This is a genomic window from Streptomyces sp. NPDC029292, from assembly GCF_055569295.1.
Window position 1 is genome coordinate 477,170 of the sequence record NZ_JBVHXR010000004.1, and the last position, 25,035, is coordinate 502,204.

The window sequence follows — 25,035 nt, forward strand, 5'->3', positions numbered from 1 at the left end:
CCGTCGCCTCCCTGGGCAGACCGCAGTTTTTCGTCCTCTACGCGCGTCAGGCCGACACGGTGTCGGACAAACCCTTCCGGCACGCGTCATCATCGTGCGCGCAGTGGACGGCGCGGTACGCACCAATGCCGATCTCCGCGAAGTTGCGGAGACTCTCCGTGCCCGGCTCGAAATAGCCGGTGTGACCCTTCGCGCCCTGTGCCGACAGGACTCGCGCCCCGAACCCCTTCGACACCGGGTCGTTGCCGTGTCCGAGCCCGCCGACTTCCATGTACGGCACGTCCTGGATCCAGTCGTCGGAGTCCCGCATCGCCCAGACCCGGGCCGAGGTGTGCAGGTTCGCCGCCTTCTCGGCCCGCATCCCGGGGCTGCCCGCCACCGCTATGTCGGAGACCCGCTGGGGCAGTTCATGGGCGGCGACCCCGCACAGCACGGAGCCGTAGCTGTGGCAGTACAGCGCCACCGGCGTGCTCCCCGGCAGCGCCCGCAGCAGCGCGTTCAGCCGTACCGCGCCGTCCTGCGCGCGCATGGCGGTGGCCGCGTCCATGCCGAGCCCGCTGGGCGCCGTGTAGTCGGCCCACGCGATCACGGCCGTACGCGTGCCGGGACTCGCCGCGCGCTCCGCCTTGTACAGGGAACGCGCCATGCCGACGGGTGCCGAGTACTTCTTGTAGGTGCGCTGGAAGGAGAGCAGATCGGTGTCGACGCCGGGCACCACGACCGAGACGCGCTCGGCCTTGTCGAGGTTGCCGAAGACCTCCGCGATCCGCCCCGAGCCCAGGGGGTCGAAGGCGAGGATCTTGCGGCCCTTGTGCAGCAGCGCCTCGTAGCGGTGCATACGGCGCCCCGCCTCGTTGTGGCCGAGCGACGAGAGCCGGCTGTCGTGCATGCGCTTGCGCTCGACCTTGCGCTGGTGGTCGATGGCGATGCGGTTCGCCTCGTAGCGCAGCTTGACGGGCGCCCCGTTCATGTTGCCGACCGCGAGCGGGTAGCGGTGGGCGAGACGGGCGCGCTGGTGGGAGTCGAGCGAGGCGAAGAACTGGGCCAGCCGGCTCGGCGTGGAGTCCGGGTCCGGCAGCAGGTGTCCGGCGATACGGCCGTGCTCCCACGCGGAGCGCGAAGCCTGGAGGGGAGATGCTCCCCGGTGGCTGTGGAGCGCGGTCCAGCCACTGGTGGCCAGCATCACGAACACCACGGCCAGCGCGAGCAGTGCGCGCCAGACGTTGAGTTGGGGGGATGTGTCGAAGGAAGTCACTGAGAGGACACCCTAGGAGAAGTGAGGTGCCTCCCGTTAAACGAGTGAGGGGGATCACGTTTCTGATGGGGTAATTGGGGCAAACCGGGTTCAGTTTGAGTTAAATGGTGACACTCTGTGCGCGAAATCCTGCGACATGTGTGCGGGATGTGACGCTGCGTGCGGGTGATTCGTCCGCTCGTGCGGCGGTACGTCGGCGGTGCGCATCGGTACGTCAGTGGTGCGCTGTGATACCCCGGCGGTACGGCACCGGTGCGTGACCGGTGCGTCACTCCGTGCGCCACTTCTCCGCCAACGCGGGGCCCACATGGTCGAGATACGAGGCGGTCAGGGCGCGGATCGCCTCGACGCTGATGTCCTCGCCCGCGCCCCACAGGCGCTCGGTGACCCGCATCACCCCGCCGAACAGGGCGACCGCGACGCGCGGCCGTGGGTCCAGGTCCACGTCGAGGCCCTCGCGCTCGGCGATCAGGCGCGCGATCTCCTCCTCGACCTCCGCGGAGCGGCGCAGGTGGGCGGCGAGCAGTGCGGGCGTCGATTCGATCAACTGATAGGTGCGCATGTGCAGTTCGATCGGGACGACGGCCTCGACCGCCTCGCCGATGGTGTCCCAGCCCTCCAGGACGGCCCGGCGCAGCGCCTCCAACGGGGCTTCGTGGAGCGGGCGTTCGCGCACGGCGGCGATGAAGTGCGACTCCGCGATCTCCTGGGCGAACAGGGCGGCGTCCTCCTTGCCCGCGAAGTAGCGGAAGAAGGTGCGCTGCGAGACGTCGACGGCCTCGGCGATCTCGTCGACGGTCGTCTGCTCGTACCCCTTGGTGGTGAAGAGTTCGAGAGCGGCCCGCAGCAACGCGTCCCGGGTGCGCTGCTTCTTGCGCTCGCGCAGCCCCAGCCGTGGCGCCGTGTTCATGATCCGTCTCCTCCGCGCCGTTCGCCCGGATCAGCCTATCTGTGAGTGACGTGACAGTTACCGACTTGTGAATCGGTTTGTCAACTGTCAGTGACTGTCACTAGCCTCGGAAGCATGACTAGTCAGACCACCGTCGACGCGACGGGCCCGGCCGACAAGGCCCCGGTCGCCCCCTCCGGGCCGACCTCCGCCAAGGGGTTGCGCGGCCACCCCTGGCTGACGCTCATCAGCGTGGCGATCGGCGTGATGATGGTCGCCCTGGACGGCACCATCGTGGCCATCGCCAACCCCGCCATCCAGAAAGACCTGGGCGCGAGCTTCGCCGACGTCCAGTGGATCACCAACGGTTACTTCCTCGCGCTCGCGGTCACCCTGATCACCGCGGGCAAGCTCGGCGACCGCTTCGGGCACCGGCAGACCTTCCTGATCGGTGTGGTGGGCTTCGCCGCGGCCTCCGGAGCCATCGGCCTGTCCGACAGCATCGCCCTCGTGGTCACCTTCCGCGTCTTCCAGGGTCTGTTCGGCGCGCTGCTGATGCCGGCCGCGCTCGGCCTGCTGCGGGCCACCTTCCCGGCCGAGAAGCTGAACATGGCGATCGGCATCTGGGGCATGGTCATCGGCGCCTCCACCGCGGGGGGCCCGATCCTCGGCGGTCTGCTGGTGCAGCACGTCAGCTGGCAGTCGGTGTTCTTCATCAATGTGCCGGTCGGTGTCATCGCGCTGGTCCTGGGCCTGCTGATCCTGACCGACCACCGCGCCGAGAACGCGCCGCGCTCCTTCGACATCCTCGGCATCGCGCTGCTGTCCGGCGCCATGTTCTGCCTGGTCTGGGCGCTCATCAAGGCCCCGACGTGGGGCTGGGGGGCGGGCCTGACGTGGACCTTCCTGGCCGCCTCGGTGCTCGGCTTCGCGCTCTTCGCCTTCTGGGAGAAGCGGGTCAGGGAACCGCTGATCCCCCTCGCGCTCTTCCGCTCCGTACCGCTGTCGGCGGGCGTGGTCCTCATGGTCCTGATGGCCATCGCCTTCCTCGGCGGCCTGTTCTTCGTCACCTTCTATCTGCAGAACGTGCACGGCATGAGCCCGGTCGACGCGGGCCTGCACCTGCTGCCCCTCACCGGAATGATGATCGTGGGCTCGCCGCTGGCCGGCGCCCTGATCACCAAGACGGGCCCGCGCATCCCGCTGGCGGGCGGCATGGCCCTCACCGCGATCTCCATGTACGGCATGTCCACGCTGGACACGGGCACCAGCAGCGCCGTCATGTCGATCTGGTTCGCCGGCCTGGGCCTCGGCCTCGCGCCGGTCATGGTCGGCGCGACCGAGGTCATCGTGGGCAACGCGCCGATGGAGCTGTCCGGTGTCGCCGGTGGTCTCCAGCAGGCCGCCATGCAGATCGGCGGCAGCCTCGGTACGGCCGTTCTCGGCGCCGTGATGGCCTCCAAGGTCGATGGCGACCTCGCGGGCAACTGGGCGGACGCCAAGCTCCCGCCGCTGACCTCTGTACAGCTCGACCAGGCCTCCGAGGCGGTCCAGGTCGGTGCCGCGCCGGTCACCAAGGACACCCCGGCCGCGCTCGCCGAGAAGATCACGGGCGTCGCGCACGACACGTTCATCTCCGGCATGAGCCTGGCCTGCCTCGTCGCCGCCGGGGTCGCCGTCGTGGCGGTCTTCGTCGCGCTGCTCACCAAGCGGGGCGAGAACGCGGAGGCCGCGGGGGCGGGCGCCGGGCACATCTGACCGGCCTGTTTTTGTTCAGGTTTCGCCTATCAGGGTGACTCCGCTAAAGATCCCTCCCGCTCGGTGCACGCCCCAGGTCACAGTAGGTCAAGTCCTCCGTACGACCTGAAGGACGGACCGGAGCTGCGGCGCGCTGCCGGAGGGGGGCAGCGCGTGCAGGTCCGAAGGTGAGGAACGGGGGTACCCGGCGCATTGCCGTCCTGTCGGCGGGGCGATGCGCCGGGTACCGCTCCCGCTAGCGCATGTGCTCCTCCTCCGCCCCCGGTACAGGGTGCGGCACAGCCCCCGGCGCGCCCGACAGCGCGGCGACCTCCGCGCGTAGCGCGCGTACCTCCTCCGTGAGGGACTGGATGGCGGCGGTCTGGCGCCGTTCCTCCACGTCGTCCTTCTCGAAGCGGGAGATGAACCAGGCGGCGATGTTGGCGGTGACGACACCGAGCAGGGCGATCCCGGAGAGCATGAGCCCGACCGCGAGTATGCGGCCCAGGCCGGTCGTCGGCGCGTGATCCCCGTATCCCACCGTCGTCATCGTCGTGAACGACCACCACACCGCGTCGCCCAGCGTCTTGATGTTCCCGTTCGGCGAGTCCCGCTCGACGGAGAGCACGGCGAGCGACCCGAACATCAGCAGCCCGATCACCGCGCCCCCGACATACGTCGTCAGCTGGATCTGCGAGGCCATCCGCGCCCGCCGCCCCACCAGCGTCAGCGTGGCGACGAGCCGCAGCAGCCGCAGCGGCTGAAGGATCGGCAGGATCACCGCGCACAGGTCCAGCCAGTGGGTGCGGACGAAGTCCCGTCGCTGCCGGGCCAGTACGAGCCGTACGAGATAGTCGGTGGCGAACGACCCCCACACCACCCACTCCACCGCCGTGCAGGTGACCGTCAGCGAACGGCTCGCGTCGCTGTCCACGATCGGCACGGCGTACCCGAGGGCGAACGCCACCGCGAGCGCCAGCAGGGGCCGCTGCGTGCGCTGCTCCCAACGGGCTTGTGCCGATTGCTGCTTCATGCCCGCATCGTAGGAAAGAAAGACGGAGGGCGGCGGAGCCCATGGCCCCGCCGCCCTTCACGCGATTGACGCGGCAGCCCTTACGCGTCGCCGCCCGCGGCCCCCGGGTCGGCCGCCGCCACGTCGAGCAGTTGGTAGCGGTCGATCGCCTGCTTCAGGACCGACCGGTCGACCTTGCCCTCGCGCGCCAGCTCGGTCAGCACCGCGACCACGATCGACTGCGCGTCGATGTGGAAGAAGCGGCGCGCCGCCCCGCGCGTGTCCGCGAAGCCGAAGCCGTCCGCGCCGAGGGACTGGTACGTGCCCGGCACCCACCGCGAGATCTGGTCCGGAACCGATCGCATCCAGTCGGAGACGGCCACGAACGGACCCTGGACGGCGGACAGCTTCTGCGTCACATACGGGACGCGCTGTTCCTCCTCGGGGTGGAGAAGGTTGTGCCGCTCCACCTCGACGGCCTCGCGCCGCAGCTCGTTCCAGGAGGTCGCCGACCAGACGTCCGCCTTGACGTTCCACTCCTCGGCGAGGATCTTCTGCGCCTCCACCGCCCACGGCACGGCGACACCGGACGCCAGGATCTGCGCCGGGATGGTGCCTGCCGTGCCCTCGCCGAAGCGGTAGAGACCCTTCAGGATGCCGTCCACGTCGACGTCCGAAGGCTCCGCCGGGTGCTGGATCGGCTCGTTGTAGACGGTGAGGTAGTAGAAGACGTTCTCCGAGTCCGGGCCGTACATCCGGCGCAGACCGTCCTTCACGATGTGCGCGATCTCGAAGCCGAACGCCGGGTCGTAGGCGACACAGCCCGGGTTCGTCGAGGCGAGCAGCTGCGAGTGGCCGTCCGCGTGCTGGAGACCCTCACCGGTCAGCGTCGTACGACCGGCGGTCGCGCCCAGGACGAAACCGCGCGCCAACTGGTCGGCCATCTGCCAGAACTGGTCGCCGGTGCGCTGGAAACCGAACATCGAGTAGAAGACGTACACCGGGATGAGCGGCTCGCCGTGCGTCGCGTACGCCGAGCCCGCGGCGATCAGGGAGGCCGTGCAGCCCGCCTCCGAGATGCCGTCGTGCAGCATCTGGCCCGTCGGCGACTCCTTGTAGGCGAGGAGCAGTTCGCGGTCGACCGACTCGTACTGCTGGCCGAGCGGGTTGTAGATCTTCGCGCTCGGGAAGAACGAGTCCATGCCGAAGGTGCGGTACTCGTCGGGCGCGATCAGCACGAAGCGCCTGCCGATCTCCTTGTCCCGCATGAGGTCCTTGAGCAGTCGTACGAAGGCCATGGTCGTGGCGATCGACTGCTGACCCGAGCCCTTGCGCACGCTCGCGTAGGTCTTGTCCTCGGGAAGCTGGAGCGGCTTCGACCGCACGACACGGGTCGGGACGTATCCGCCCAGGCCCTTGCGGCGGTCGTGCATGTACTGGATCTCCTCCGAGTCGCGGCCCGGGTGGTAGTACGGCGGCAGGCCGTCCTCGAGCTGCTTGTCGGTGATCGGCAGGTGCAGGCGGTCGCGGAAGCCCTTGAGGTCGGCGACCGTCAGCTTCTTCATCTGGTGCGTCGCGTTGCGGCCCTCGAAGTTGGGGCCGAGCGTCCAGCCCTTGACGGTCTGGGCGAGGACCACGGTCGGCTGGCCCTTGTGCGCCTTGGCCGCGGCGAAGGCCGCGTAGACCTTCCTGTGGTCGTGACCGCCGCGGCCCAGGTGCAGGACCTGGTCGTCGGTCATGTTCTCGACCATCGCGCGCAGCCGGTGGTCGTCACCGAAGAAGTGCTGGCGGATGTACGCGCCGGTCTCGGTGGCGTACGTCTGGAACTGGCCGTCCGGCGTGGTGTTCAGCTTGTTGACGAGCACGCCGTCGCGGTCCTGGGCGAGCAGCGGGTCCCAAGTCCGGTCCCAGACCAGCTTGATGACGTTCCATCCGGCGCCCCGGAACTGCGACTCCAGCTCCTGGATGATCTTGCCGTTGCCGCGTACCGGGCCGTCGAGCCGCTGGAGGTTGCAGTTGACGACGAAGGTCAGGTTGTCCAGGCCCTCGCGCGCCGCGATCGACAGCTGGCCGAGCGACTCCGGCTCGTCCATCTCGCCGTCGCCGAGGAACGCCCACACGTGCGACTTGGAGGTGTCCGCGATACCGCGGGCCTCCATGTAGCGGTTCATCCGCGCCTGGAAGATCGCGCCGAGCGGGCCGAGGCCCATCGAGACGGTCGGGAACTCCCAGAAGTCCGGCATCAGCCGCGGGTGCGGGTACGAGGACAGCCCGTACGGCGCTTTCGACTTCTCCTGGCGGAACGCGTCGAGCTGCTGCTCGCTCAGCCGGTCGAGCAGGAAGGCGCGGGCGTAGATACCGGGGGACGCGTGCCCCTGGAAGAAGATCTGGTCGCCGCCGTCGCCCTCGTCCTTGCCCCGGAAGAAGTGGTTGAAGCCCACGTCGTAGAGCGAGGCGGAGGAGGCGAAGGTCGCGATGTGGCCGCCGACCCCGATGCCCGGGCGCTGGGCCCTGGACACCATCACGGCCGCGTTCCAGCGGGTCGCGTTCAGGACCCTGCGCTCGATCTCCTCGTTGCCCGGGAAGAACGGCTCGTCCTTGGTCGCGATGGTGTTGACGTAGTCCGTGCTGCGCATCTCGGGCACGGCCACGCGCTTCTCGCGGGCCCTCTCGATGAGCCGCAGCATCAGGTAGCGGGCGCGCTCACGGCCGCGCTCGTCGATGGCGGCGTCGAGGGAGTCGAGCCACTCCTGAGTCTCCTCAGGGTCGAAGTCCGGGACCTGGCTGGGAAGGCCGCCAATGATGATCGGGTTGCGATCGGATCCGGAAGCCACGCTGTTCCTTCGCTGTCAGAGGGCTGTTTGGGGCAGATTTTCTGCGTATCTGCGCCGTTCCCCATCGTGTACCTCGGGAACGTAAACGTCATCTCTACTGAGAGGTAACCGTGACGTTCGCACAGACCGTTGGGACGGGCCCGGCCAAAACGCAACGATACGCTCAGTACGTGACGCGTTCCGCAAAGTCGTTCGGGTCTCGTACGCTCCAAGGGTTCCGAAATTCATAAATGGGGCAGAAGGGTGTGGTGTGCGTCACATGGCACCGCGATTCGCTGCCTGGAGTTGCGGCGAGACCGCCAGGATCGTCACCGTTTCGGCGGTCTCGACGGCCGGGTACTTGCGCGATCCGCCCCGCCCGTGTGGACTACGGCCAACGCTGCGCGCACGCGCGTGGCTGACTTCCCCAGCTCTCGGCTTCGCCCGGGACGGGGAGACCCCAATTCCGCAACACAATCAGGAGGCAAGCCGTGAGCGCGACCGCGGACCACGCGGAGGAGCGGACCAACCCGGCCGCCAGGCTGGGGTTCGAGCCCGGACAGGTGGTCCAGGAGATCGGCTTCGACGACGACGTTGACCACGAGCTCCGTGAAAGCATCGAATCGCTGATCGGCCAGGATCTGGTCGACGAGGACTACGACGACGTCGCCGACGTCGTGCTGCTGTGGTTCCGGGACGAGGACGGCGATCTCACGGACGCACTGGTGGACGCCATCGGTCTCCTTGAGGACGGCGGCATGATCTGGCTGCTGACCCCGAAGACAGGCCGGGACGGTTACGTCGAGCCCAGCGACATCGCCGAGGCCGGGCAGACCGCCGGCCTCTCCCAGACGAAGAGCATCACCGTGGGTAAGGAGTGGTCGGGCACGCGCCTGGCCACACCGAAGTCGAAGCGCTGAGTTTTCGTTCCGTCTGCCGTAGGCAGTGTGAGGCCCCCGTCGACAAGCCGTCGGCGGGGGCCTCGCGCATGCGTGAGCGACGTGGGGACGATCGACGCGTGGGCGTTTGCGCGGGTCCGCACGGACGGGTCGCACCCGGGCGGGCGTCGATCACTGCGTAGGCTGGTCGTCACCCGAACAGCCCCTTGGAAGGAAAGCGTGTGACTATGGCGATCGAGGTCGGCAGCAAGGCCCCGGACTTCGAGCTCAAGGACAACCACGGCGCCACCGTGAAGCTGTCCGACTTCCGCGGTGAGAAGAACGTGGTGCTGCTCTTCTACCCGTTCGCTTTCACGGGCGTGTGCACCGGCGAGCTGTGCTCCCTGCGCGACAACCTGCCGCAGTTCACCGACCGTGACACCCAGCTGCTGGCGGTCTCCAACGACTCCATCCACACCCTGCGCGTCTTCGCCGAGCAGGAGGGCCTGGAGTACCCGCTGCTCTCCGACTTCTGGCCGCACGGCAACACTTCGCGCGCGTACGGCGTCTTCGACGAGGACAAGGGTTGTGCCGTGCGCGGCACCTTCATCATCGACAAGGAGGGCGTTGTCCGCTGGACTGTCGTCAACGCCCTGCCGGACGCGCGTGACCTGAATGAGTACGTGAAGGCGCTCGACACCCTGTGAGCCCGACACCCTGTGATTCTTCGGTCGCAGGGCCTGCAGGGGGCGGGAACCCGTCACTAGGATCGAATCGTTGATCCGATACCAACGCACGACGGGGCGCCCCGCCCCTGGACACCAATGGAGGACTCGTGGGAGTCAGCCTCAGCAAGGGCGGCAACGTATCGCTGACCAAGGAGGCCCCGGGACTGACCGCGGTCATCGTCGGTCTGGGATGGGACGCCCGTACCACCACCGGCGTCGACTTCGACCTCGACGCCAGCGCCATCCTGACGAACGCGGACGGCAAGGTCAGCAGTGACGCCAACTTCGTGTTCTTCAACAACCTGAAGAGCCCGGAGGGCTCGGTCGAGCACACCGGGGACAACATCACCGGTGAGGGCGAGGGCGACGACGAGCAGATCAAGGTCAATCTCGCCGCCGTTCCGGCCGACGTACAGAAGATCGTGTTCCCGGTTTCGATCTACGACGCCGAGAACCGCCAGCAGTCCTTCGGTCAGGTCCGCAACGCGTTCATCCGCGTGGTGAACCAGGCGGGCGAGGCGGAGATCGCGCGCTACGACCTCTCCGAGGACGCCTCGACGGAGACCGCGATGGTCTTCGGTGAGCTCTACCGCAACGGCGCGGAGTGGAAGTTCCGCGCCATCGGCCAGGGCTACGCCTCGGGCCTGCGCGGCATCGCGCAGGACTTCGGCGTGAACGTCTGAGTCAGCGGCCTTTGGCTCAACCGTCCGGCGCCGCACACTTCAAGTGCGGCGCCGGACGCGCTCGGGCAGTGGCGCCGGAAGCGCTCGACAACACAACAGTTTGACCTCGGGGAGGACCAGCATCATGGGCGTCACGCTCGCCAAGGGAGGCAATGTCTCCCTCTCCAAGGCCGCACCGAACCTCACGCAGGTGATGATCGGGCTCGGCTGGGACGCGCGCTCCACCACCGGAGCCGACTTCGACCTGGACGCCAGCGCACTGCTGTGCAACGGAGGCCGGGTGCTCGGGGACGAGTGGTTCATCTTCTACAACCAGCTCAAGAGCCCGGACGGCTCGGTCGAGCACACCGGGGACAACCTCACGGGTGAGGGCGAGGGCGACGACGAGTCGATCCTGATCGACCTCTCCAAGGTCCCGGCCAACGTGGACAAGATCGTCTTCCCGGTCTCCATCCACGACGCCGACAACCGCGGCCAGACCTTCGGACAGGTCAGCAACGCCTTCATCCGCGTCGTCAACCAGGCCGACGGCCAGGAGCTCGCCCGCTACGACCTCTCCGAGGACGCCTCCACGGAAACGGCGATGATTTTCGGCGAGGTCTACCGCTACAACCAGGAATGGAAGTTCCGCGCGGTCGGCCAGGGGTACGCGTCCGGCCTGCGGGGCATCGCCCTCGACTTCGGTGTCAACGTCTCTTAAGGGCCCACCTACGCCAGCCGAAGGGGCAGCCCTCTACACTTCGTGGTCAACGTTAGGTAAAGCCGAGTACGGCGCGGGGGAGACCCGTACATACACGATTGGGTAGCCAGTGCTTCTGAAAACCTTCGGCTGGTCGTTTGCGGTCACCGCGCTCGGCTTGGTCGCAGCGGCGTTCTACGGGGGGTGGACCGCCTTTGGCATCGTGGCGATCCTGGCCGTCCTGGAGATCTCGCTGTCCTTCGACAACGCGGTGGTCAACGCCGGAATCCTGAAGAAGATGAGTGCCTTCTGGCAGAAGATCTTCCTCACGGTCGGTGTCCTGATCGCCGTCTTCGGCATGCGACTGGTCTTCCCCGTCGTGATCGTCGCCATCAGCGCCAAGATCGGCCCGATCGACGCGGTCGACCTTGCGCTGAACAACAAGGATCACTACCAGGAACTGGTGACCGACGCCCACCCGGCGATCGCCGCCTTCGGTGGCATGTTCCTGCTGATGATCTTCCTCGACTTCATCTTCGAGGACCGGGACATCCAGTGGCTGCGCTGGATCGAGCGGCCGCTGGCCAAGCTCGGCAAGGTCGACATGCTGGCGGTCTGCATCGCCCTGATCGTCCTGCTGATCACCTCGTTCACCTTCGCGGCCCACGCCCACCAGCACGGCGGCGCGCACGTCGACAAGGCGCAGACGGTCCTGCTCGCCGGCATCGCGGGCCTGATCACGTACATGGTCGTCGGCGGACTCTCCGGCTACTTCGAGGACAAGCTCGAGGAAGAGGAGGAGCGCGAGCACGAGGAAGAGGAGGAGGCCGAGCGGACCGGCAAGAAGAAGCCGGCCGTCGTCCTCGCCGGCCAGGCCGCGTTCTTCATGTTCCTCTACCTGGAAGTGCTGGACGCGTCCTTCTCCTTCGACGGCGTCATCGGCGCCTTCGCCATCACCAACGACATCGTGCTGATGGCACTCGGCCTCGGCATCGGCGCCATGTACGTCCGGTCGCTCACGGTCTACCTGGTCCGCCAGGGCACCCTCGACGACTACGTCTACCTGGAGCACGGCGCGCACTACGCGATCGGCGCCCTCGCCATGATCCTCATGGTCACCATCCAGTACCAGATCCACGAGGTCATCACCGGCCTCGTCGGCGTCATCCTGATCGCCTGGTCCTTCTGGTCGTCCGTGCGCCGCAACAGGGCGCTCGCGGCGGCCGAGGGAAAAGGTGAGGCCTCGGACGAGAAGGCAGAGGTCTCGTCCGGGGTGTGAGACCCCACCGGGTTCCGGTGGTGAGACCCCACCGGGTTCCGGCGTGTGACACCCCACCGGTTTCGAGGGTGTGACACCCCTCCCGTTGAGGAACGCTCTGAGCGGGGCGGCCGTCGAGGACGATTCCTCGCGGCCGCCCCGCCGCATATCGAGGGAACGTGGGGGCGGGAATGGGCTTCTGGGACAATCTGTGGCGCGGACGCTCGGCGGACTTCGACTCCGGCAGCGCGGCCACCAACTCCATAGAACTGACCAAACGGAACCACACGGTCTCGCTCACCAAACAGGGCGCGGCCACCGGCAATCTGCGCATCAACCTGTCCTGGCGGATGCGCACCTCCGACATCGGCGGCCCGGAGCGCGGCAGCCTGCTGCGCCACCCCTTCCGCACCTTCAAGCCGGAAGTGGTCCAGGCGCACACCCAGAGCATGGTCAACGTCGACCTCGACCTGGGCGTCATGTACGAGCTGGCGGACGGCTCCAAGGGCGTGGTTCAGCCACTCGGCAGCTTCTTCGGCGAACTCAACGGCGCGCCGTACGTGAAGCTCAGCGGCGACGACCGCTTCGGCTCGGCGTCGGGCGAGACGGCCTACGTCAATCTCGACCACCGCGACGACATCAAGCGGCTCCTGGTCTTCGTCTACATCTACGACCAGACGCCCGCCTTCGACCGTACGCACGCCATCATCACGCTCTACCCGAGCAACGGCCCGCGCATCGAGATCGGCCTCGACGAACGCCATCCGCAGGCCCGCTCCTGCGCGGTCGTGATGATCGAGTGCAACAAGGGCGAGGTGACGGTACGCCGCGAGGTGAAGTTCGTGTACGGCTTCCAGGCCGAACTCGACCGCCTCTACGGCTGGGGGCTCCAGTGGGGCCGCGGCTACAAGTCGAAGGTCGACCGCTGAACCGGAACCGCGCTCAGCGGCCGATGAACTGCGGCCCCTGCGGCGGCAGTTTGAAGTCCGGGTCGGGCAGCGCGCCGACCGGCTGCGGGAAGCCGTACGCGGGCTGCGCGGCCGGGGCCGTCTGTGGCCCCGGGTAGCCGTAGGAGGGCTGGCTGGTCGGCTGCGGATAGCCGTAGGACGGCTGGGCCGCGGCGGGTGCCGGCTGCGGCTGCGGATAGCCGTACGCGGGCTGCTGAGGCACCGGGGCGGGCTGCTCGGGCGGCAGCGGCACCGAGACCTCGGGAGCGGCGGCAGGAGCCGCCCAGGCCGGCGCTTCGGGTACGGATCCGGTCACGGGCGCGGCGGCGGCCGCCGCGACCTCCGACTCGTCCACCGTGATCCCGAAGTCGGACGCCAGCCCCTCCAGACCGTTGGAGTAGCCCTCGCCGAGCGCCCGGAACTTCCAGCCCTCACCGCGCCGGTACAGCTCCCCGCAGATCAGCGCCGTCTCCGCGCCGGTCTCCGGCTTGATGTCGAAATGCGCCAGCGGTTCGCCGTCTGCGACCATGGCGTCGTACAGCAGGATGCGCAGCGCGCGTACGCGGTCGAAGGTGACGTCGTCCGCCGATGCGACCAGGAGAATCTGTCCGACACCGGACTCGACACCCGCCAGATCCGTCTGGATCGTGTCGGTCAGGCCCTCGGCTACGCGTTTCTTGCCGAGCCGCCAGACCTTGCCCGACGGATGGCGGGGCTGGTTGTAGAAGACGAAGTCCTCGTCGGATCGCACACGACCGTCGGGGCCTAGGAGCAGCGCCGAGGCATCGACATCAGGGACACCCTGCCCGGGTGTCCAGCGCAGCACCGCGCGCACCGCTGTGGCGTCCAGCGGGACGTTCGACCCCTTCAGCATCGCGTGCGTCATGCGGTCATCCTGCCCTCTCGGTCCTGGTCACGACAACGCGGGGTCTCCCCAGAACCGGTGGGTATTGGACACGGCCGAGTTACCTGAACTTCACGCCCGGTGGGAACCTCTGACATGGATGTATACGTACTATTACCGGCCACATCACGTCGGGCCGCCTAGCCGCCACGGGGGAGTTTCGTGCGTCATTTTGGTCATATCGCCCCTGAAGAGCGGCAACGGCTCTTCTACCGGGAGCCGAGCGTCTTCAGCGCCGACTCCCCGGCCCGGGTGCTCGCCGCGGCCCTCGGGGCCACGCTGTACAGCCCGGCGACCAGGCCGCAGCTGGCCGACGACATCATCAAGCAGGCCGGGCGCGGTGTGGTCTCCATGGTGCTGTGCCTGGAGGACTCCATCGACGACGCGGAGGTCGTGGGCGCCGAGGAGAACCTGGTCCAGCAATTCAACGACCTCGCCGGACGGCCGGACACCACCGAGCTGCCGCTGCTCTTCGTGCGGGTCCGCGAGCCCGAGCAGATCCCGGACCTCGTCCAGCGGCTCGGCCCGGCCGTGCGGCTGCTGTCGGGATTCGTCCTGCCGAAATTCACCGAGGAGCGGGGCGTTCCCTTCCTGGAGGCGCTCACGGCGGCCGAGTCCGCGAGCGGACGGCGGCTTTTCGCCATGCCGGTCCTCGAGTCGCCCGGACTGCTGTACCTGGAGAGCCGCAAGGAGACCCTGGAGGGCATCTCCCGCACGGTCGCCAAGTACCGCGACCGCGTCCTGGCGCTGCGCCTCGGCGTCACCGACTTCTGCTCGGCGTACGGGCTGCGCAGAGCGCCCGACATGACCGCGTACGACGTCCAGATCGTCGCCTCCGTGATCGCCGACGTGGTGAACATGCTGGGCCGCTCCGACGGCACCGGCTTCACCGTGACGGGGCCCGTGTGGGAGTACTTCCGGGTCCAGGAGCGCATGTTCAAGCCGCAGCTGCGCCGCAGCCCCTTCACCCCGGAGGCCGAGGACCTGCGCGACGCGCTGATCGAGCACGACCTGGACGGGCTGCTGCGCGAGATCGCCCTCGACCGGGCCAACGGCCTGCTCGGCAAGACCTGCATCCACCCCTCGCACGTACCCGCCGTGCACGCGCTGTCCGTCGTCAGCCACGAGGAGTTCAGCGACGCGCAGGACATCCTGAAGCCCGAGCGCTGCGGCGGGGGCGTGCTGCGGTCGGCGTACACGAACAAGATGAACGAGGTGAAGCCGCACCGCGCCTGGGCCGAGCGCACCCTCCAGCGCGCCGAGGTGTTCGGTGTCGCGCACGAGGACATCGGCTTCGTGGACCTGCTCGCCGCCGGACTTCCGGCCTGACGGGCCCGACCGGCCGACCGACCAACAAGGAATTGATGAACAACGTGGTGTGGACCGGGACCTGGGTCGCTCAGCGGCTCGGCGTCGAACTCGTCGGTGACGAGAAGCTGAGCGAGCTGCTGGGGCTCGCGCTGCGGCGCAACCCCAAGCGCGCGCATCTGCTCGTGTCGAACGTGCTGGGCAAGCATGTGCCGCAGTCGCCGTCCGTGGTGTACGGGTACGGGTTCGCGCTGGGCCGGCGGGTGCGGGAGCTGCTGGGCACGGACGACGCCCGCGCGGCCGTGGTCCTCGGGTACGCCGAGACGGCCACCGGGCTCGGCCACTGTGTCGCCGACGGCGTGGGCCTCGCGCCCTACCTCCACTCCACCCGGCGCCCGGTCGACGGCGTCGCCCGCGCGGGCGGCTTCGAGGAGTCCCACTCGCACGCCACCTCCCATCTCCTGCTCCCCGAGAACCCCGGCCTGCTCGCGGGCTCGGGCCCCCTGGTCCTCGTCGACGACGAGTTCTCCACCGGCAACACGGTCCTCAACACGATCCGCGACCTGCACGCCCGCTACCCGCGCGAGCGGTACGTGGTCGTGGCACTGGTCGACATGCGGTCCGCCGCCGACATGGGGCGGCTGGAGGACTTCGCGGCGGAGATCGGCGCGCGGGTGGACCTGGTGGCCGCGGCGACCGGGACGGTGAAGCTTCCCGAGGGGGTGCTGGAGAAGGGACAGGCGCTGGTGGCAGAGCACGAGGCCGCCGCCCGGCGCACCGCCGCGTCCACGCCGGGCGACCTGTCCACGCCGGGTCAGCTGTCCACGCTGGGCCAGCTGTCCACGCCGGGCGGCATGTCCACGCCGGGCGGCATGCCCACGTCGAGCGCCATGCCCACGCCGGGCGACGCGGCTGCGCCGGGCCACATGCCCGTGCCGGGAGCTGCGTCCACGTCGGGTGCCGCGCCTGCGTCGGGCGATGCGCCTGCCCGGGGTCGTACGCCTGCCCCGGGCCCCGCGCCCGCCCCGTGCCGCCCCGCGGCCACCCGCGTCGAGCTCGGCTGGCCCCGCGGTGTCCCCGACGGCGGGCGGCACGGCTTCGCGCCCGGGCACCGAATACGGCTGGACGGTGCCCTGCCCGCCATGGCCGCCCGCGTCGCCGACGCGCTGCCGTACGGCGCCCGGCGCGTGCTCGTGCTCGGCTTCGAGGAGCTGATGTACGCGCCGCTGCGGCTGGCTCGGGAGCTGGAGCAGGTCGTGGCCGCCGAGGTGCGGTACTCCACGACCACCCGCTCGCCGGTCCTCGCCGTCGACGACCCCGGCTACGCGATCCGCAGCCGAATCGTTTTCCCGGCCCACGACGACCCGGACGACGGCCCCGGCGAGCGCTACGCCTACAACGTCGCGGGCGCCGGCTTCGACGCCGTCGTCGCCGTCGTCGACTCCGCCGCCGACACCCCCGAACTGCACGCCCCCGACGGCCTGTTGGCCCAGCTCGCCGCGCACACCCCGAGCGTCCTGCTCGCCGTCGTCCCCTCGTACGTCCCCGCACGGCCGTCCACCGAAAGGCCCTCCATGCTGCCTGAGCCCCTCCGTGGCCCCGCCTTCTCCTCGTACGCGCCCGAAGAGGTCGGCTGGCTGCTCCAGGACCTCTCGGACGTGACGCTGGAGGCGCCCACCGAGGAGCGCGAGGAGGCGATCCAGAGCGGCGGCGCCCACTACGCGGAGTCGCTGCCGGTCGAGTACCAGCCGAGCGCCCAGTACCAGGACCTCTTCCACGCGGCCCTCGGCACCTCGGCCGCCCGCATCGCCCAGGCCGTCGGCGCCGTCACCGAGCTCGTCCTCGCCGAGCGCTCACCGCGCCCGGTGCTGGTGTCCCTGGCCCGCGCGGGCACGCCCGTCGGCGTCCTGATGCGCCGCTGGGCCAAGCACCGCCACGACCTCGACCTGCCGCACTACGCCGTCTCCATCGTCCGCGGCCGGGGCATCGACGCCAACGCGCTGCGCTGGCTCGCCGCCCACCACGACCCGGCCGACGTCGTGTTCGTCGACGGCTGGACCGGCAAGGGCGCGATCGCCCGCGAACTGGCCGAGGCGATACGGGAGTTCGAGGAGACCGAGGGCATCACCGGCTTCGACCCGGAGATCGCGGTCCTCGCCGACCCGGGCTCCTGCGTACGGACGTACGGCACCCGCGAGGACTTCCTCATCCCCTCCGCGTGCCTCAACTCGACGGTATCCGGCCTGATTTCGCGTACGGTGCTGCGCTCCGACCTGGTCGGCGAGCACGACTTCCACGGCGCGAAGTTCTACCGCGAACTCGCCGGATCCGACGTCTCCGTCGACTTCCTGGACGCCGTCGCCGCCCACTTCGCCGACTTCGCCGACACGGCCTGCGCCCAGGCCAAGGAGCTCCTCGCCGCCGACCGCACCCCCACCTGGGAGGGCTGGGCGGCGGTCGAGCGGATCAGCGAGGAGTACGAGATCCACGACGTGAACCTCGTCAAGCCGGGCGTCGGCGAGACCACCCGCGTGCTGCTGCGCCGCGTCCCCTGGAAGATCCTCGCCCGCGCCGGAGCGGGCGCCGACCTCGACCACGTACGCCTGCTCGCGCAGCAGCGCGGGGTCCCTGTCGAGGAGGTCGACGAACTCCCGTACACCTGCGTGGGGTTGATCCACCCGAAGTACACGCGGGGCGCCACGGGCGCCGACGGCAAGACGGTGAACGTCTGATGCCCGTACTCGTCGCCAGCGACCTTGACCGCACGCTCATCTACTCCTCGGCCGCCCTCGCCCTCACCATGCCCGACGCGCGGGCACCCCGGCTGCTCTGCGTCGAGGTGCACGAGAGCAAGCCGCTGTCGTACCTGACCGAGACGGCCGCCGCCCTCCTCGCCGAACTCGGCGACAAGGCGGTCTTCGTGCCCACCACGACCCGCACCCGCAAGCAGTACCAGCGCATCAGCCTGCCGGGCCCCGCCCCGAGGTACGCGATCTGCGCCAACGGCGGGCACCTGCTCGTCGACGGCGTGTCCGACGCCGACTGGCACGCGCGCGTGACGTCGCGGCTGGCCACCGAGTGCGCTCCGCTGGCCGAGGTGCGCGAGCACCTGGCCGCCACCGCCGACCCGGCCTGGGTCCGCAAACACCGGGTCGCCGAGGACCTGTTCGCGTATCTGGTGGTGGAGCGCGAGCTGCTCCCCGAGGAGTGGGTGAAGGAACTGGCCGTGTGGGCGGAGAACCGCGGCTGGACGGTGTCGTTGCAGGGCCGCAAGATCTACGCCGTGCCGAAGCCGCTCACCAAGAGCGCGGCCATGCGCGAGGTCGCCCGCCGCACCGGCGCCGAGCTCACCCTCGCGGCCGGCGACTCCCTCCTCGACGCCGACCTCCTGCTCGCCGCCGACCGCGGCTGGCGCCCCGGCCACGGCGAACTGGCCGAAGCCGACTGGACGGCGCCCGCCATCACCGCGCTCCCGGAGCGGGGTGTCGCGGCGGGGGAGCGGATCCTGCGGGAGTTCCTGAGCGCCTGCGACGGCCCGGGGCCGGCCTGACGCCGAAAGCTACCGTGGGCGGGAGACCCGAGGTGAGGAGAGGCCCGTGGCCCACGGCAACAGCACTCGACTGACGGACGACCTCTACACGTACATGCTCGGCCACAATCCGCCGCTCGACCCCGTGCAGCGGATGCTGGTCGAGGTCACCCACACCCAACTCCCGCTGGTGGCGGGCAAACAGGTCGCCGAGGAGCAGGGGGCGCTGCTCGCGTTCCTCGTGCGGCTGACGGGGGCGCGCCGGATCGTCGAGGTCGGTACGTTCACCGGTCTGTCCGCGCTGTCCATGGCCCAGGCGCTGCCGCCCGACGGGACGCTGCTGACCTGCGACATCTCCGAGGAGTGGACGGAGCACGCGCGGAAGGCCTGGGCAAAGGCGGGCGTCGCCGACCGCATCGAGCTGCGGATCGCGCCCGCGCTGGACACGCTGCGCGGGCTGCCGGACGAGCCGCACCTCGACATGGCGTTCATCGACGCGGACAAGGACAACTACATCGCGTACTGGGACGAGTTGGTGCCCCGGACGCGCCCCGGCGGGCTGCTAGTCGTCGACAACGTCTTCTACCACGGCGGCGTCACCGACCCCACCGCCACGGGTCTCGCCGCGGCGATCAAGGACTTCAATGATCACGTGAGGGCGGACGACCGGGTGGACAGCGTGATGCTGTCGGTGGCGGACGGGGTGACGCTGGCGCGACGGCGATGACCGCCGCTCACAGCGGCCAGCGGCTGTGACCGGCGTTCACGGAGGCCGGCGGCGACGACCGGCGTTCACAGACGTCAGCCGCAGCAGCCCCCACCGCAGCAGCCGCCGCCCGCGGACGGGGCCGGGGCTGAGGCCGACGCCGAGCCGCCCCTCGCGACCGAGACCGTCGACAGGAGCTTCACGGTGTCGTCGTGCCCGGAGGGGCAGGCCGCGGGGGCGGCGGACTCCGCCATCGGGCGGCTCAGTTCGAAGGTGTCGCCGCAGGTCCGGCAGCGGTACTCGTAGCGAGGCATGGGCACAGATTAGCGGGCGCCCCCCGCGACGCGGGAGAGTCACCCGCGCAGCTCGCGCTCCTTCGCCCGCTGGAGGGCCAGTGCGTGGGCCTTGGCGCGCAGGCGCTGCTCGTGCTGCGTCGGCTCGGGACGATGGCGGGCCTTCCAGTACGGGTTGTCGTGCGGCAGGGCCGAGCCGACCCTTCCGTACATCCCGAAGAACATCAGCAGGACGCCCACGACAAAGCTGAAGAGCACGTTCTGGATGTGGAAGGCGAGGAAGTTGAAGCCGGTGTCGAGCAGCGCCAGGTTCACGAAGCCGCTGAGGATGAAGGCGACGCCGAGGATCATGTTGAGCGTGGAGGCGAGGTTCCCGCCGATCACCATGCCCGTGAACAGCAGCAGCCCGACGCAGATCGACAGCACGCTGAGCGCGCCGTTGGTGTTCAGTCCCCCGACCGTGTCCCCGCCGGTGTCGAAGAAGCCGACCTTGTTGATGAGGCCCAGGATGCCGAAGGCGAGCAGCACCAGGCCCATCAGGCCCGCGCCGATCCGGTAGAAGGTGCTGAGACGATGATCGACGGGCAGATGCTCGTCGAAGGAGATGCGCCGCTTGGAACCCTGGCGAAGTGCGTTCGCGGCCATGTCCGCCTCCTCACGCAGCCAGCGGAGGCCGTACGTACCTTCCAGCATCCGCCCGGGGCACCTGGTCCGCCAACACCACGGCCGTCGCGGCCGTGGCGGTTTCAGGCCCGCCGCAGGGGTTCAGACCCCGCCACCGCGCTCCTCGGACGGCTTCAGGCCCGCCCCGCCACCGCGCTCCTCGGACGGGTTCAGACCCCGCCGCCCCGCTCCTCACGGATCTGCGAGACCACCCGCGCCACGGTCTGCCGTACCGCCTCGGTCTCGGTCAGGAAGTGCCAGTAGTCGGGGTGGCGGCCCTCCAGCGTGGCGACGGCACGCTCCAGGCGGGCCACCGAGTCGTCGAGCGGGCGGGCGTGCCGCGGATCGGGGGTGTTGCGGCCCGCCATGGCGAGGCGCTGGGCGTCCCGGATGGCGAACCGGGTGCGGTCGATCTCCTGCTGCGGGTCCTTGGCGACGGCGTTCAGCCGCCGCAGCCGGTCACCGGCCGCCGACACGGCCTCGTCGGTGTTGTTCAGCAGCGCCCGCACGGTGGAGAGCAGCGAGGTCGCGTCCGGCCAGCGCTGGGCGTCGCGCGCGGCCTGCGCCTCCTTCAGCTTCAGCTCGGCCTGCCGTACGTTCTCCGCGGCCTGCTCCGGTACGTGCTGCAGGTCCTGCCAGCAGGCGGCCGAGAACCGCCGCCGCAGCTCGCTCAGCACCGGCTCCACCTGCCCGGAGCGGGTGATCAGCGACTGCGCGCGGGTCCGCAGCGAGACGAGCCGGTGGTCGATCTCGGCGGCCCGCTCGGGCAGCCGCTCCGCCTCCGCGCGTACCGCCGCGGCCTCCCGCGAGACCCGCTCGGCGCGCTCCAGCGTCTCCGGTACGCCGTGCTGTCCGGCCCCTTGGTTGAGCTTGGTCAGATCGGGCCCGAGGGCGGCCAGGCGGGCGGCGAGGTCGTCGGCCTTGAGCCCCGACCCTCGTACGCCGTCCAACGCGTTCGACGCGGCGAGCAGGGCCTGGCGGGCGCGCTCGACGGCCGGAGCCAGCCGGGCCAGCTGAGTCTCGGCCTTGCCGAGCAGCGGCTCGAGGCCACGCGTGAACCGGTCCAGCTCCCCCTTCACCCGGCCCAGCTCGTCCTTGGCGGTGGTGAGCTCGGTGCGGGCGCGCGCGGCGACCGACGCCTCCAGCTCGTCCCGGTCGAGGTCGTGGGCGTCGACGGCTTCGATGTACCGCGAGCTGGCCTCGTCGATGCGCCGTCCCAGCGCCTCGAAGTCACTGACGGCGCGGCGGGCGGCAGGCGAATCGTCGACGGCGGTGATGGTCTCGATGGAGATCCGCAGATCGCGCTGGGCGGTGTCGAGTTCGTAGAAGGCGGCAGCGGCGGCGTCCTTCGCGGCCTGCGCCTCGGCCCGCTGGCTCTCGGAGCGCCCGCCGAACCACCGCCGGGTGCCGCCGCCCGCGAAGGCGGCGGGCAGCGCGAGCGCGGCGAGCAGGGGCAGGGCCATGAGGGTCACCGCGTCACGGGCGGCGCGCGAGACGCCGGAGGGGCGCCGGGCCCGGTCCCTCGGAGGGATCGACAGGATGGAAAGGACCGACGGGACCGACGGGCTCGACGGGCTCGACGGGACCGATGGGCTCGACGGGTTCTGCGGACGACGACGAGCATGCTGTGCGCGTGGGTCCGCGCATGGCACAAACGGCGAGTACGGCTGCGAAGGTGTCGCCGTCACATCCCTCTCCCGTGCTCTCATCCGCCTTGCCCGGCTGTCATTCTCCCACCGGTTAAGGACGAACACACGGGCCGGTTAGTTCGCGGTTCGCACCGTGACCTTTCCGTCGCTGGTGTGGGCGGAAACCACATGGGAGCTGGCGTTGTCGCGGGGCACGGACACATGTACCGAGCCGTCGGCGCTCCCGGTCGTCACACGGTAGGTGGCACGGGGCAGCACGACGGAGACGGAACCGTCCTGGCTACGGGACTCCACCAGGTCCGGTACGGCGGCGAGTTCGAGCCGTACGGAGCCGTCCTGGGTACTCGCGTGCACGCGCCGCGAGTCCACGCCGAGCGCGCGGATCGAGCCGTCGGCGCTGCGCAGGTCCAGCGGCCCGGAGGAGTCCGTCACCCCGACGGCACCGTCCGCCGTATGAATGCTGAGCGCCTCCTTGAAGCCCCGCGCGCTCACCCGGCCGTCCCCGTCCTTCACCGTGACGGTGATGCCGCGCGGCACCACGATCCGGTGCCGCGCCGAACAGTCGGCTACGACGCCCGAGCACTTCATCCGCAGCACGAGCCGGTCGTCCTTCATCTCCCACGTCACCCTGGGATCCCCACCGACGACGACGTGCCCCCGGAACCACCGGGTGACCTCGACCTTGTCGGCCCGGTCGGAGTCCGCGACGACGAGGTCGATCGCGGAGTCGTCCGAATCGACGGTGAGCGTACGACCGTGCAGGGCGAAGGCCCGGTGATCGGGATGCCTGTCGTCCCCGGCACTCGCGCCGCACCCCGCGGCGAGCAGAGCGACGGCGACTACGGCACCGCTGACGGCGAGCGCCCGAGGACGCCTTGTCCGAGGACGCATTGTCCGAGCCATGAAGATCTCCCCCTGAGAAGAACGGCGACATGCGCCGGGCCCCTCGGGCACACCTTCCTCCGACGCCCTTCGACCGTACGGATCCGGGCCTCGCCGGGGGATCCGGACCGCTCCCGGATCCGAGGTGGGGATAACCCCCGCCCGCGCCCTCCGCCCGCGCCCTTCGCCCCCCGCTCACCGGATACGGGTTTGCGGGGCATCCCCTCCGGCAATGTAGGCTGTCGACTCGTCCTGGGCGCGTAGCTCAGCGGTAGAGCGCCGCCCTTACAAGGCGGATGTCGGCGGTTCGAAACCGTCCGCGCCCACCAGGAAAAGACCCCCAGCCGATCATGGCTGGGGGTCTTTGACATCCGGATCTGACATCAGTGCCGGGACTACTCGCGCTGTAGGCGCCGCGTGAGCAGCCGGTCCATGTGGCTGACCGCCTCGCGCTGCGTGTCCTGGACGACGTGGGCGTAGACGTTCATCGTGACGGCGATCTGGCTGTGCCCCAGGATCTCCCGCAGACTGCCCGACGCGCCGGAAGCTTACGGGGCCATGATCACTCGCGCCAAAGCAGCTCCAGGTCAAAGTCGTTCCGCCGACCTGGATTCGGCGGTCTCGCCTCAGCGTGGAGGATGCCGACCGGAGCACATAGGATCCTCAAGTTCTCCTCAGGAAATCGATCATGTGATTGTCGCGTGCATGCTCTCTACATAGTGTCCAAGTGCTTGATCGCCACGGGGGCGGTCGGACGTCAACGACCGTCAGGGGTGGGAGGACGAGACCGAGCAGTCGATACCGGAGAAGACGCCCTACTACTGCGACGGCCCCTACTCCTGGTACAGCATTACGTCGAAGAAGGCCTACCACATACCGTCATGGTGGAACGGGACCAAGTTCAAGGACGGTCCCGGCGGCACCATGGCCGTGTCGGTCACCAAGAGCGGCACGATCGGCACGGAGGTGACCGGCTCCATCGAATGGGACTCAAACGCCATCATCGCCAAGGCCAAGGCCCAGGTCAGCATCAAGGTCACCGGAAGCGTGACGGTTAGCACCGGACACAACTACTCCCACGACATCAGCCGCGGCAAGTACGGACACTTGCAGTACGGCTCATGGGGGTACAAGGTCACCTGGAAGAAGTACCGACGCGTCGGATCCTGCGGAGTCGAGGAAGTCGGTAAGGGAACCGCCACACTTCCGACGTCAGAGACTGGATGGAAGTTCTCGGAAACCTCGTCATGACCTATTTGAGCCCGCGGGCCTGGCTCGCCGCATGCGCCGTGGTGGCGTCGGCATTCCTGCTCGCCTCCTGCACCTCCGGCAGCGGTGAGGGTAAGGCCGCCAGTGCTCCGTCGTCGCCGTCCGCGCCGAGCGAGTCTCAGACGGCAACCGGGTCGTCCGAGAAGAAGCTGACCGAGCAGGCCCAGGCGGCCCTGGCTGCCGTCCACAGCGGGAAGATGGTCGAGGCTGGAGCGGAGCGTGTGACCGACGGCATCCACACCGAGCCCACCCTGAGCGAGGGTAGGACTTACAGGCTCAACCTGGTTTGCGTCGGCAGCGGTAGCGCACAGTTGGCACTCGCACCGGCGAACACTGGGACAGAGACCAAGGTGCCGTGCGATCAGTCAGTGGTCCAGCAGCGGATCACGGTGCACAAGCCGGTACGCATTGATGTCGACGGCGTCAAGGGATCGACCGGCGTGATCGCCTGGCAGATAGACGCAATCTGATCCGGGCATACAGGAGTGGCCCTCCAGAGTGGCTGCTGGGCGGCGCTCAGTCCGTACAGCAGCGAACTACAGCAACCGCTCCGTCCAGCAGCGTCCCTGTGGGGCTCCGAAGCGACCGGTACAACCGTCGCTGACCGATCCCTATAGAGCTACGGATCAGAACGTGCCCGTGCCCCTGCCGTGCCCGATCGCCCGGTAACTGACGGGGAACCACGGTGGTTGACGGGCAGCGCACATGAGAACGGCCCCCGACCGAGTTACCTGGTCAGGGGCCGTTCATCTGCGGTGGGTGTGGGATTTGAACCCACGGTGACTCGCGCCACGACGGTTTTCAAGATCGCTGACGGCTGACTCGGCCACGAAGACTCCGTCGACCACACGCCCTAGCTGTACTGACCCGTGAGGTTGGGGACGCGGCTGGCGGGTGGTTGGCCCTTGAGCGCGGTGTGTCCGCGGTGGTGATTGTAGGTGTGGAGCCAGACG

General features: G+C 69.3%; 22 protein-coding genes, 1 tRNA gene and 2 pseudogenes. 14 read left to right on the forward strand and 11 right to left on the reverse strand.

Going from position 1 to position 25,035, the window contains the following annotated elements; translation table 11 throughout:
- Positions 1-46 precede the first annotated feature (46 nt).
- Entirely contained in the window at positions 47-1,255 is a 1,209-nt protein-coding gene (locus ACZ4WS_RS13250) for an alpha/beta hydrolase family protein (protein WP_467979930.1), read from the reverse strand.
- Positions 1,256-1,523: 268 nt separating this feature from the next.
- Positions 1,524-2,165, reverse strand: coding sequence for a TetR family transcriptional regulator (locus ACZ4WS_RS13255; protein WP_467979932.1), 642 nt, complete (start codon positions 2,163-2,165; stop codon positions 1,524-1,526).
- Positions 2,166-2,279: 114 nt separating this feature from the next.
- On the opposite strand from ACZ4WS_RS13255, the gene ACZ4WS_RS13260 reads away from it, so the two are divergent.
- Positions 2,280-3,902 (forward strand): MFS transporter, encoded by a 1,623-nt coding sequence (locus tag ACZ4WS_RS13260; RefSeq protein ID WP_467979934.1) that lies wholly within the window; start codon positions 2,280-2,282, stop codon positions 3,900-3,902.
- A 235-nt stretch (positions 3,903-4,137) separates the two neighbouring features.
- On the opposite strand, the gene ACZ4WS_RS13265 is transcribed toward ACZ4WS_RS13260, so the two are convergent.
- Positions 4,138-4,914 carry a potassium channel family protein gene (locus ACZ4WS_RS13265; protein ID WP_467979935.1) on the reverse strand — a complete coding sequence of 259 codons (777 nt, stop codon included), beginning with the start codon at positions 4,912-4,914 and terminating at the stop codon, positions 4,138-4,140.
- Between the two features lie 80 nt (positions 4,915-4,994).
- The gene (gene aceE / locus ACZ4WS_RS13270; RefSeq protein ID WP_467979937.1) at positions 4,995-7,727 is read right to left on the reverse strand and encodes a pyruvate dehydrogenase (acetyl-transferring), homodimeric type; all 2,733 of its coding nucleotides are present in this window, start codon (positions 7,725-7,727) and stop codon (positions 4,995-4,997) included.
- A 470-nt stretch (positions 7,728-8,197) separates the two neighbouring features.
- On the opposite strand from aceE, the gene ACZ4WS_RS13275 reads away from it, so the two are divergent.
- The 6 genes from ACZ4WS_RS13275 to ACZ4WS_RS13300 all read left to right on the forward strand — a co-directional run bounded on the left by ACZ4WS_RS13275 (position 8,198) and on the right by ACZ4WS_RS13300 (position 12,861).
- Positions 8,198-8,626 carry a DUF3052 domain-containing protein gene (locus ACZ4WS_RS13275; protein WP_467979938.1) on the forward strand — a complete coding sequence of 143 codons (429 nt, stop codon included), beginning with the start codon at positions 8,198-8,200 and terminating at the stop codon, positions 8,624-8,626.
- 206 nt (positions 8,627-8,832) lie between these two features.
- The gene (locus ACZ4WS_RS13280; RefSeq protein ID WP_467980002.1) at positions 8,833-9,291 is read left to right on the forward strand and encodes a peroxiredoxin; all 459 of its coding nucleotides are present in this window, start codon (positions 8,833-8,835) and stop codon (positions 9,289-9,291) included.
- 128 nt (positions 9,292-9,419) lie between these two features.
- Positions 9,420-9,995, forward strand: a complete 576-nt coding sequence (locus ACZ4WS_RS13285) for a TerD family protein (RefSeq protein WP_467979940.1) — start codon at positions 9,420-9,422, stop codon at positions 9,993-9,995.
- 124 nt (positions 9,996-10,119) lie between these two features.
- Positions 10,120-10,695, forward strand: coding sequence for a TerD family protein (locus tag ACZ4WS_RS13290; protein ID WP_327428387.1), 576 nt, complete (start codon positions 10,120-10,122; stop codon positions 10,693-10,695).
- 109 nt (positions 10,696-10,804) lie between these two features.
- Positions 10,805-11,953, forward strand: a complete 1,149-nt coding sequence (locus ACZ4WS_RS13295) for a DUF475 domain-containing protein (RefSeq protein ID WP_467979942.1) — start codon at positions 10,805-10,807, stop codon at positions 11,951-11,953.
- Between the two features lie 170 nt (positions 11,954-12,123).
- On the forward strand, positions 12,124-12,861 hold the full coding sequence (locus ACZ4WS_RS13300) for a TerD family protein (RefSeq protein ID WP_467980004.1): 738 nt from the start codon (positions 12,124-12,126) through the stop codon (positions 12,859-12,861).
- A gap of 13 nt (positions 12,862-12,874) precedes the next feature.
- On the opposite strand, the gene ACZ4WS_RS13305 is transcribed toward ACZ4WS_RS13300, so the two are convergent.
- Positions 12,875-13,765, reverse strand: a complete 891-nt coding sequence (locus ACZ4WS_RS13305) for a TerD family protein (RefSeq protein WP_467979944.1) — start codon at positions 13,763-13,765, stop codon at positions 12,875-12,877.
- A gap of 180 nt (positions 13,766-13,945) precedes the next feature.
- Between ACZ4WS_RS13305 and ACZ4WS_RS13310 the strand changes: the two genes are divergently transcribed.
- The 4 genes from ACZ4WS_RS13310 to ACZ4WS_RS13325 are packed head-to-tail and all read left to right on the forward strand — an operon-like array spanning position 13,946 to position 19,347.
- The gene (locus tag ACZ4WS_RS13310; RefSeq protein WP_467979946.1) at positions 13,946-15,112 is read left to right on the forward strand and encodes an HpcH/HpaI aldolase/citrate lyase family protein; all 1,167 of its coding nucleotides are present in this window, start codon (positions 13,946-13,948) and stop codon (positions 15,110-15,112) included.
- 35 nt (positions 15,113-15,147) lie between these two features.
- Positions 15,148-17,823: a phosphoribosyltransferase gene (locus tag ACZ4WS_RS13315; RefSeq protein WP_467979948.1), complete on the forward strand. Its 2,676-nt coding sequence runs from the start codon at positions 15,148-15,150 to the stop codon at positions 17,821-17,823.
- The gene (locus tag ACZ4WS_RS13320; RefSeq protein ID WP_467979949.1) at positions 17,823-18,641 is read left to right on the forward strand and encodes an HAD family hydrolase; all 819 of its coding nucleotides are present in this window, start codon (positions 17,823-17,825) and stop codon (positions 18,639-18,641) included. Before ACZ4WS_RS13315 ends, ACZ4WS_RS13320 begins: the two co-directional genes overlap by 1 nt.
- A 46-nt stretch (positions 18,642-18,687) precedes the next feature.
- Entirely contained in the window at positions 18,688-19,347 is a 660-nt protein-coding gene (locus ACZ4WS_RS13325; RefSeq protein WP_467979951.1) for an O-methyltransferase, read from the forward strand.
- A 74-nt stretch (positions 19,348-19,421) separates the two neighbouring features.
- On the opposite strand, the gene ACZ4WS_RS13330 is transcribed toward ACZ4WS_RS13325, so the two are convergent.
- From ACZ4WS_RS13330 to ACZ4WS_RS13345, 4 genes are all read right to left on the reverse strand, one after another.
- Positions 19,422-19,640 carry an FmdB family zinc ribbon protein gene (locus ACZ4WS_RS13330; RefSeq protein ID WP_467979953.1) on the reverse strand — a complete coding sequence of 73 codons (219 nt, stop codon included), beginning with the start codon at positions 19,638-19,640 and terminating at the stop codon, positions 19,422-19,424.
- Positions 19,641-19,679: 39 nt separating this feature from the next.
- Entirely contained in the window at positions 19,680-20,264 is a 585-nt protein-coding gene (locus tag ACZ4WS_RS13335; RefSeq protein WP_467980005.1) for a DUF4383 domain-containing protein, read from the reverse strand.
- 188 nt (positions 20,265-20,452) lie between these two features.
- Positions 20,453-21,970, reverse strand: a complete 1,518-nt coding sequence (locus tag ACZ4WS_RS13340) for a hypothetical protein (RefSeq protein ID WP_467979954.1) — start codon at positions 21,968-21,970, stop codon at positions 20,453-20,455.
- A 75-nt stretch (positions 21,971-22,045) separates the two neighbouring features.
- On the reverse strand, positions 22,046-22,834 hold the full coding sequence (locus ACZ4WS_RS13345; RefSeq protein ID WP_467979956.1) for a DUF4097 family beta strand repeat-containing protein: 789 nt from the start codon (positions 22,832-22,834) through the stop codon (positions 22,046-22,048).
- Positions 22,835-23,067: 233 nt separating this feature from the next.
- Between ACZ4WS_RS13345 and ACZ4WS_RS13350 the strand changes: the two genes are divergently transcribed.
- A tRNA-Val gene (locus tag ACZ4WS_RS13350) sits at positions 23,068-23,142 on the forward strand.
- Positions 23,143-23,208: 66 nt separating this feature from the next.
- On the opposite strand, the pseudogene ACZ4WS_RS13355 reads toward ACZ4WS_RS13350, so the two are convergent.
- Positions 23,209-23,334 (reverse strand): annotated as a pseudogene (locus ACZ4WS_RS13355) (tyrosine-type recombinase/integrase); the annotation flags it as partial.
- 409 nt (positions 23,335-23,743) lie between these two features.
- On the opposite strand from ACZ4WS_RS13355, the gene ACZ4WS_RS13360 reads away from it, so the two are divergent.
- Positions 23,744-24,064 carry a hypothetical protein gene (locus tag ACZ4WS_RS13360; RefSeq protein ID WP_467979958.1) on the forward strand — a complete coding sequence of 107 codons (321 nt, stop codon included), beginning with the start codon at positions 23,744-23,746 and terminating at the stop codon, positions 24,062-24,064.
- On the forward strand, positions 24,061-24,552 hold the full coding sequence (locus tag ACZ4WS_RS13365; protein ID WP_467979959.1) for a hypothetical protein: 492 nt from the start codon (positions 24,061-24,063) through the stop codon (positions 24,550-24,552). The genes ACZ4WS_RS13360 and ACZ4WS_RS13365 overlap by 4 nt, the downstream gene beginning before the upstream one ends.
- Positions 24,553-24,935: 383 nt before the next feature.
- Here the strand turns inward: ACZ4WS_RS13365 and ACZ4WS_RS13370 are convergent.
- Positions 24,936-25,035 (reverse strand): annotated as a pseudogene (locus tag ACZ4WS_RS13370) (IS481 family transposase); the annotation flags it as partial.

Coding starts and splice junctions, on each gene's coding strand:
- ACZ4WS_RS13255 (WP_467979932.1), bottom strand. CDS start 2,165: ATGAACACGGCGCCACGGCTGGGGCTGCGCGAGCGCAAGAAGCAGCGC.
- ACZ4WS_RS13260 (WP_467979934.1), top strand. CDS start 2,280: ATGACTAGTCAGACCACCGTCGACGCGACGGGCCCGGCCGACAAGGCC.
- ACZ4WS_RS13265 (WP_467979935.1), bottom strand. CDS start 4,914: ATGAAGCAGCAATCGGCACAAGCCCGTTGGGAGCAGCGCACGCAGCGG.
- ACZ4WS_RS13280 (WP_467980002.1), top strand. CDS start 8,833: ATGGCGATCGAGGTCGGCAGCAAGGCCCCGGACTTCGAGCTCAAGGAC.
- ACZ4WS_RS13290 (WP_327428387.1), top strand. CDS start 10,120: ATGGGCGTCACGCTCGCCAAGGGAGGCAATGTCTCCCTCTCCAAGGCC.
- ACZ4WS_RS13300 (WP_467980004.1), top strand. CDS start 12,124: ATGGGCTTCTGGGACAATCTGTGGCGCGGACGCTCGGCGGACTTCGAC.
- ACZ4WS_RS13305 (WP_467979944.1), bottom strand. CDS start 13,765: ATGACGCACGCGATGCTGAAGGGGTCGAACGTCCCGCTGGACGCCACA.
- ACZ4WS_RS13315 (WP_467979948.1), top strand. CDS start 15,148: ATGAACAACGTGGTGTGGACCGGGACCTGGGTCGCTCAGCGGCTCGGC.
- ACZ4WS_RS13320 (WP_467979949.1), top strand. CDS start 17,823: ATGCCCGTACTCGTCGCCAGCGACCTTGACCGCACGCTCATCTACTCC.
- ACZ4WS_RS13330 (WP_467979953.1), bottom strand. CDS start 19,640: ATGCCTCGCTACGAGTACCGCTGCCGGACCTGCGGCGACACCTTCGAA.
- ACZ4WS_RS13335 (WP_467980005.1), bottom strand. CDS start 20,264: ATGGCCGCGAACGCACTTCGCCAGGGTTCCAAGCGGCGCATCTCCTTC.
- ACZ4WS_RS13345 (WP_467979956.1), bottom strand. CDS start 22,834: ATGGCTCGGACAATGCGTCCTCGGACAAGGCGTCCTCGGGCGCTCGCC.
- ACZ4WS_RS13365 (WP_467979959.1), top strand. CDS start 24,061: ATGACCTATTTGAGCCCGCGGGCCTGGCTCGCCGCATGCGCCGTGGTG.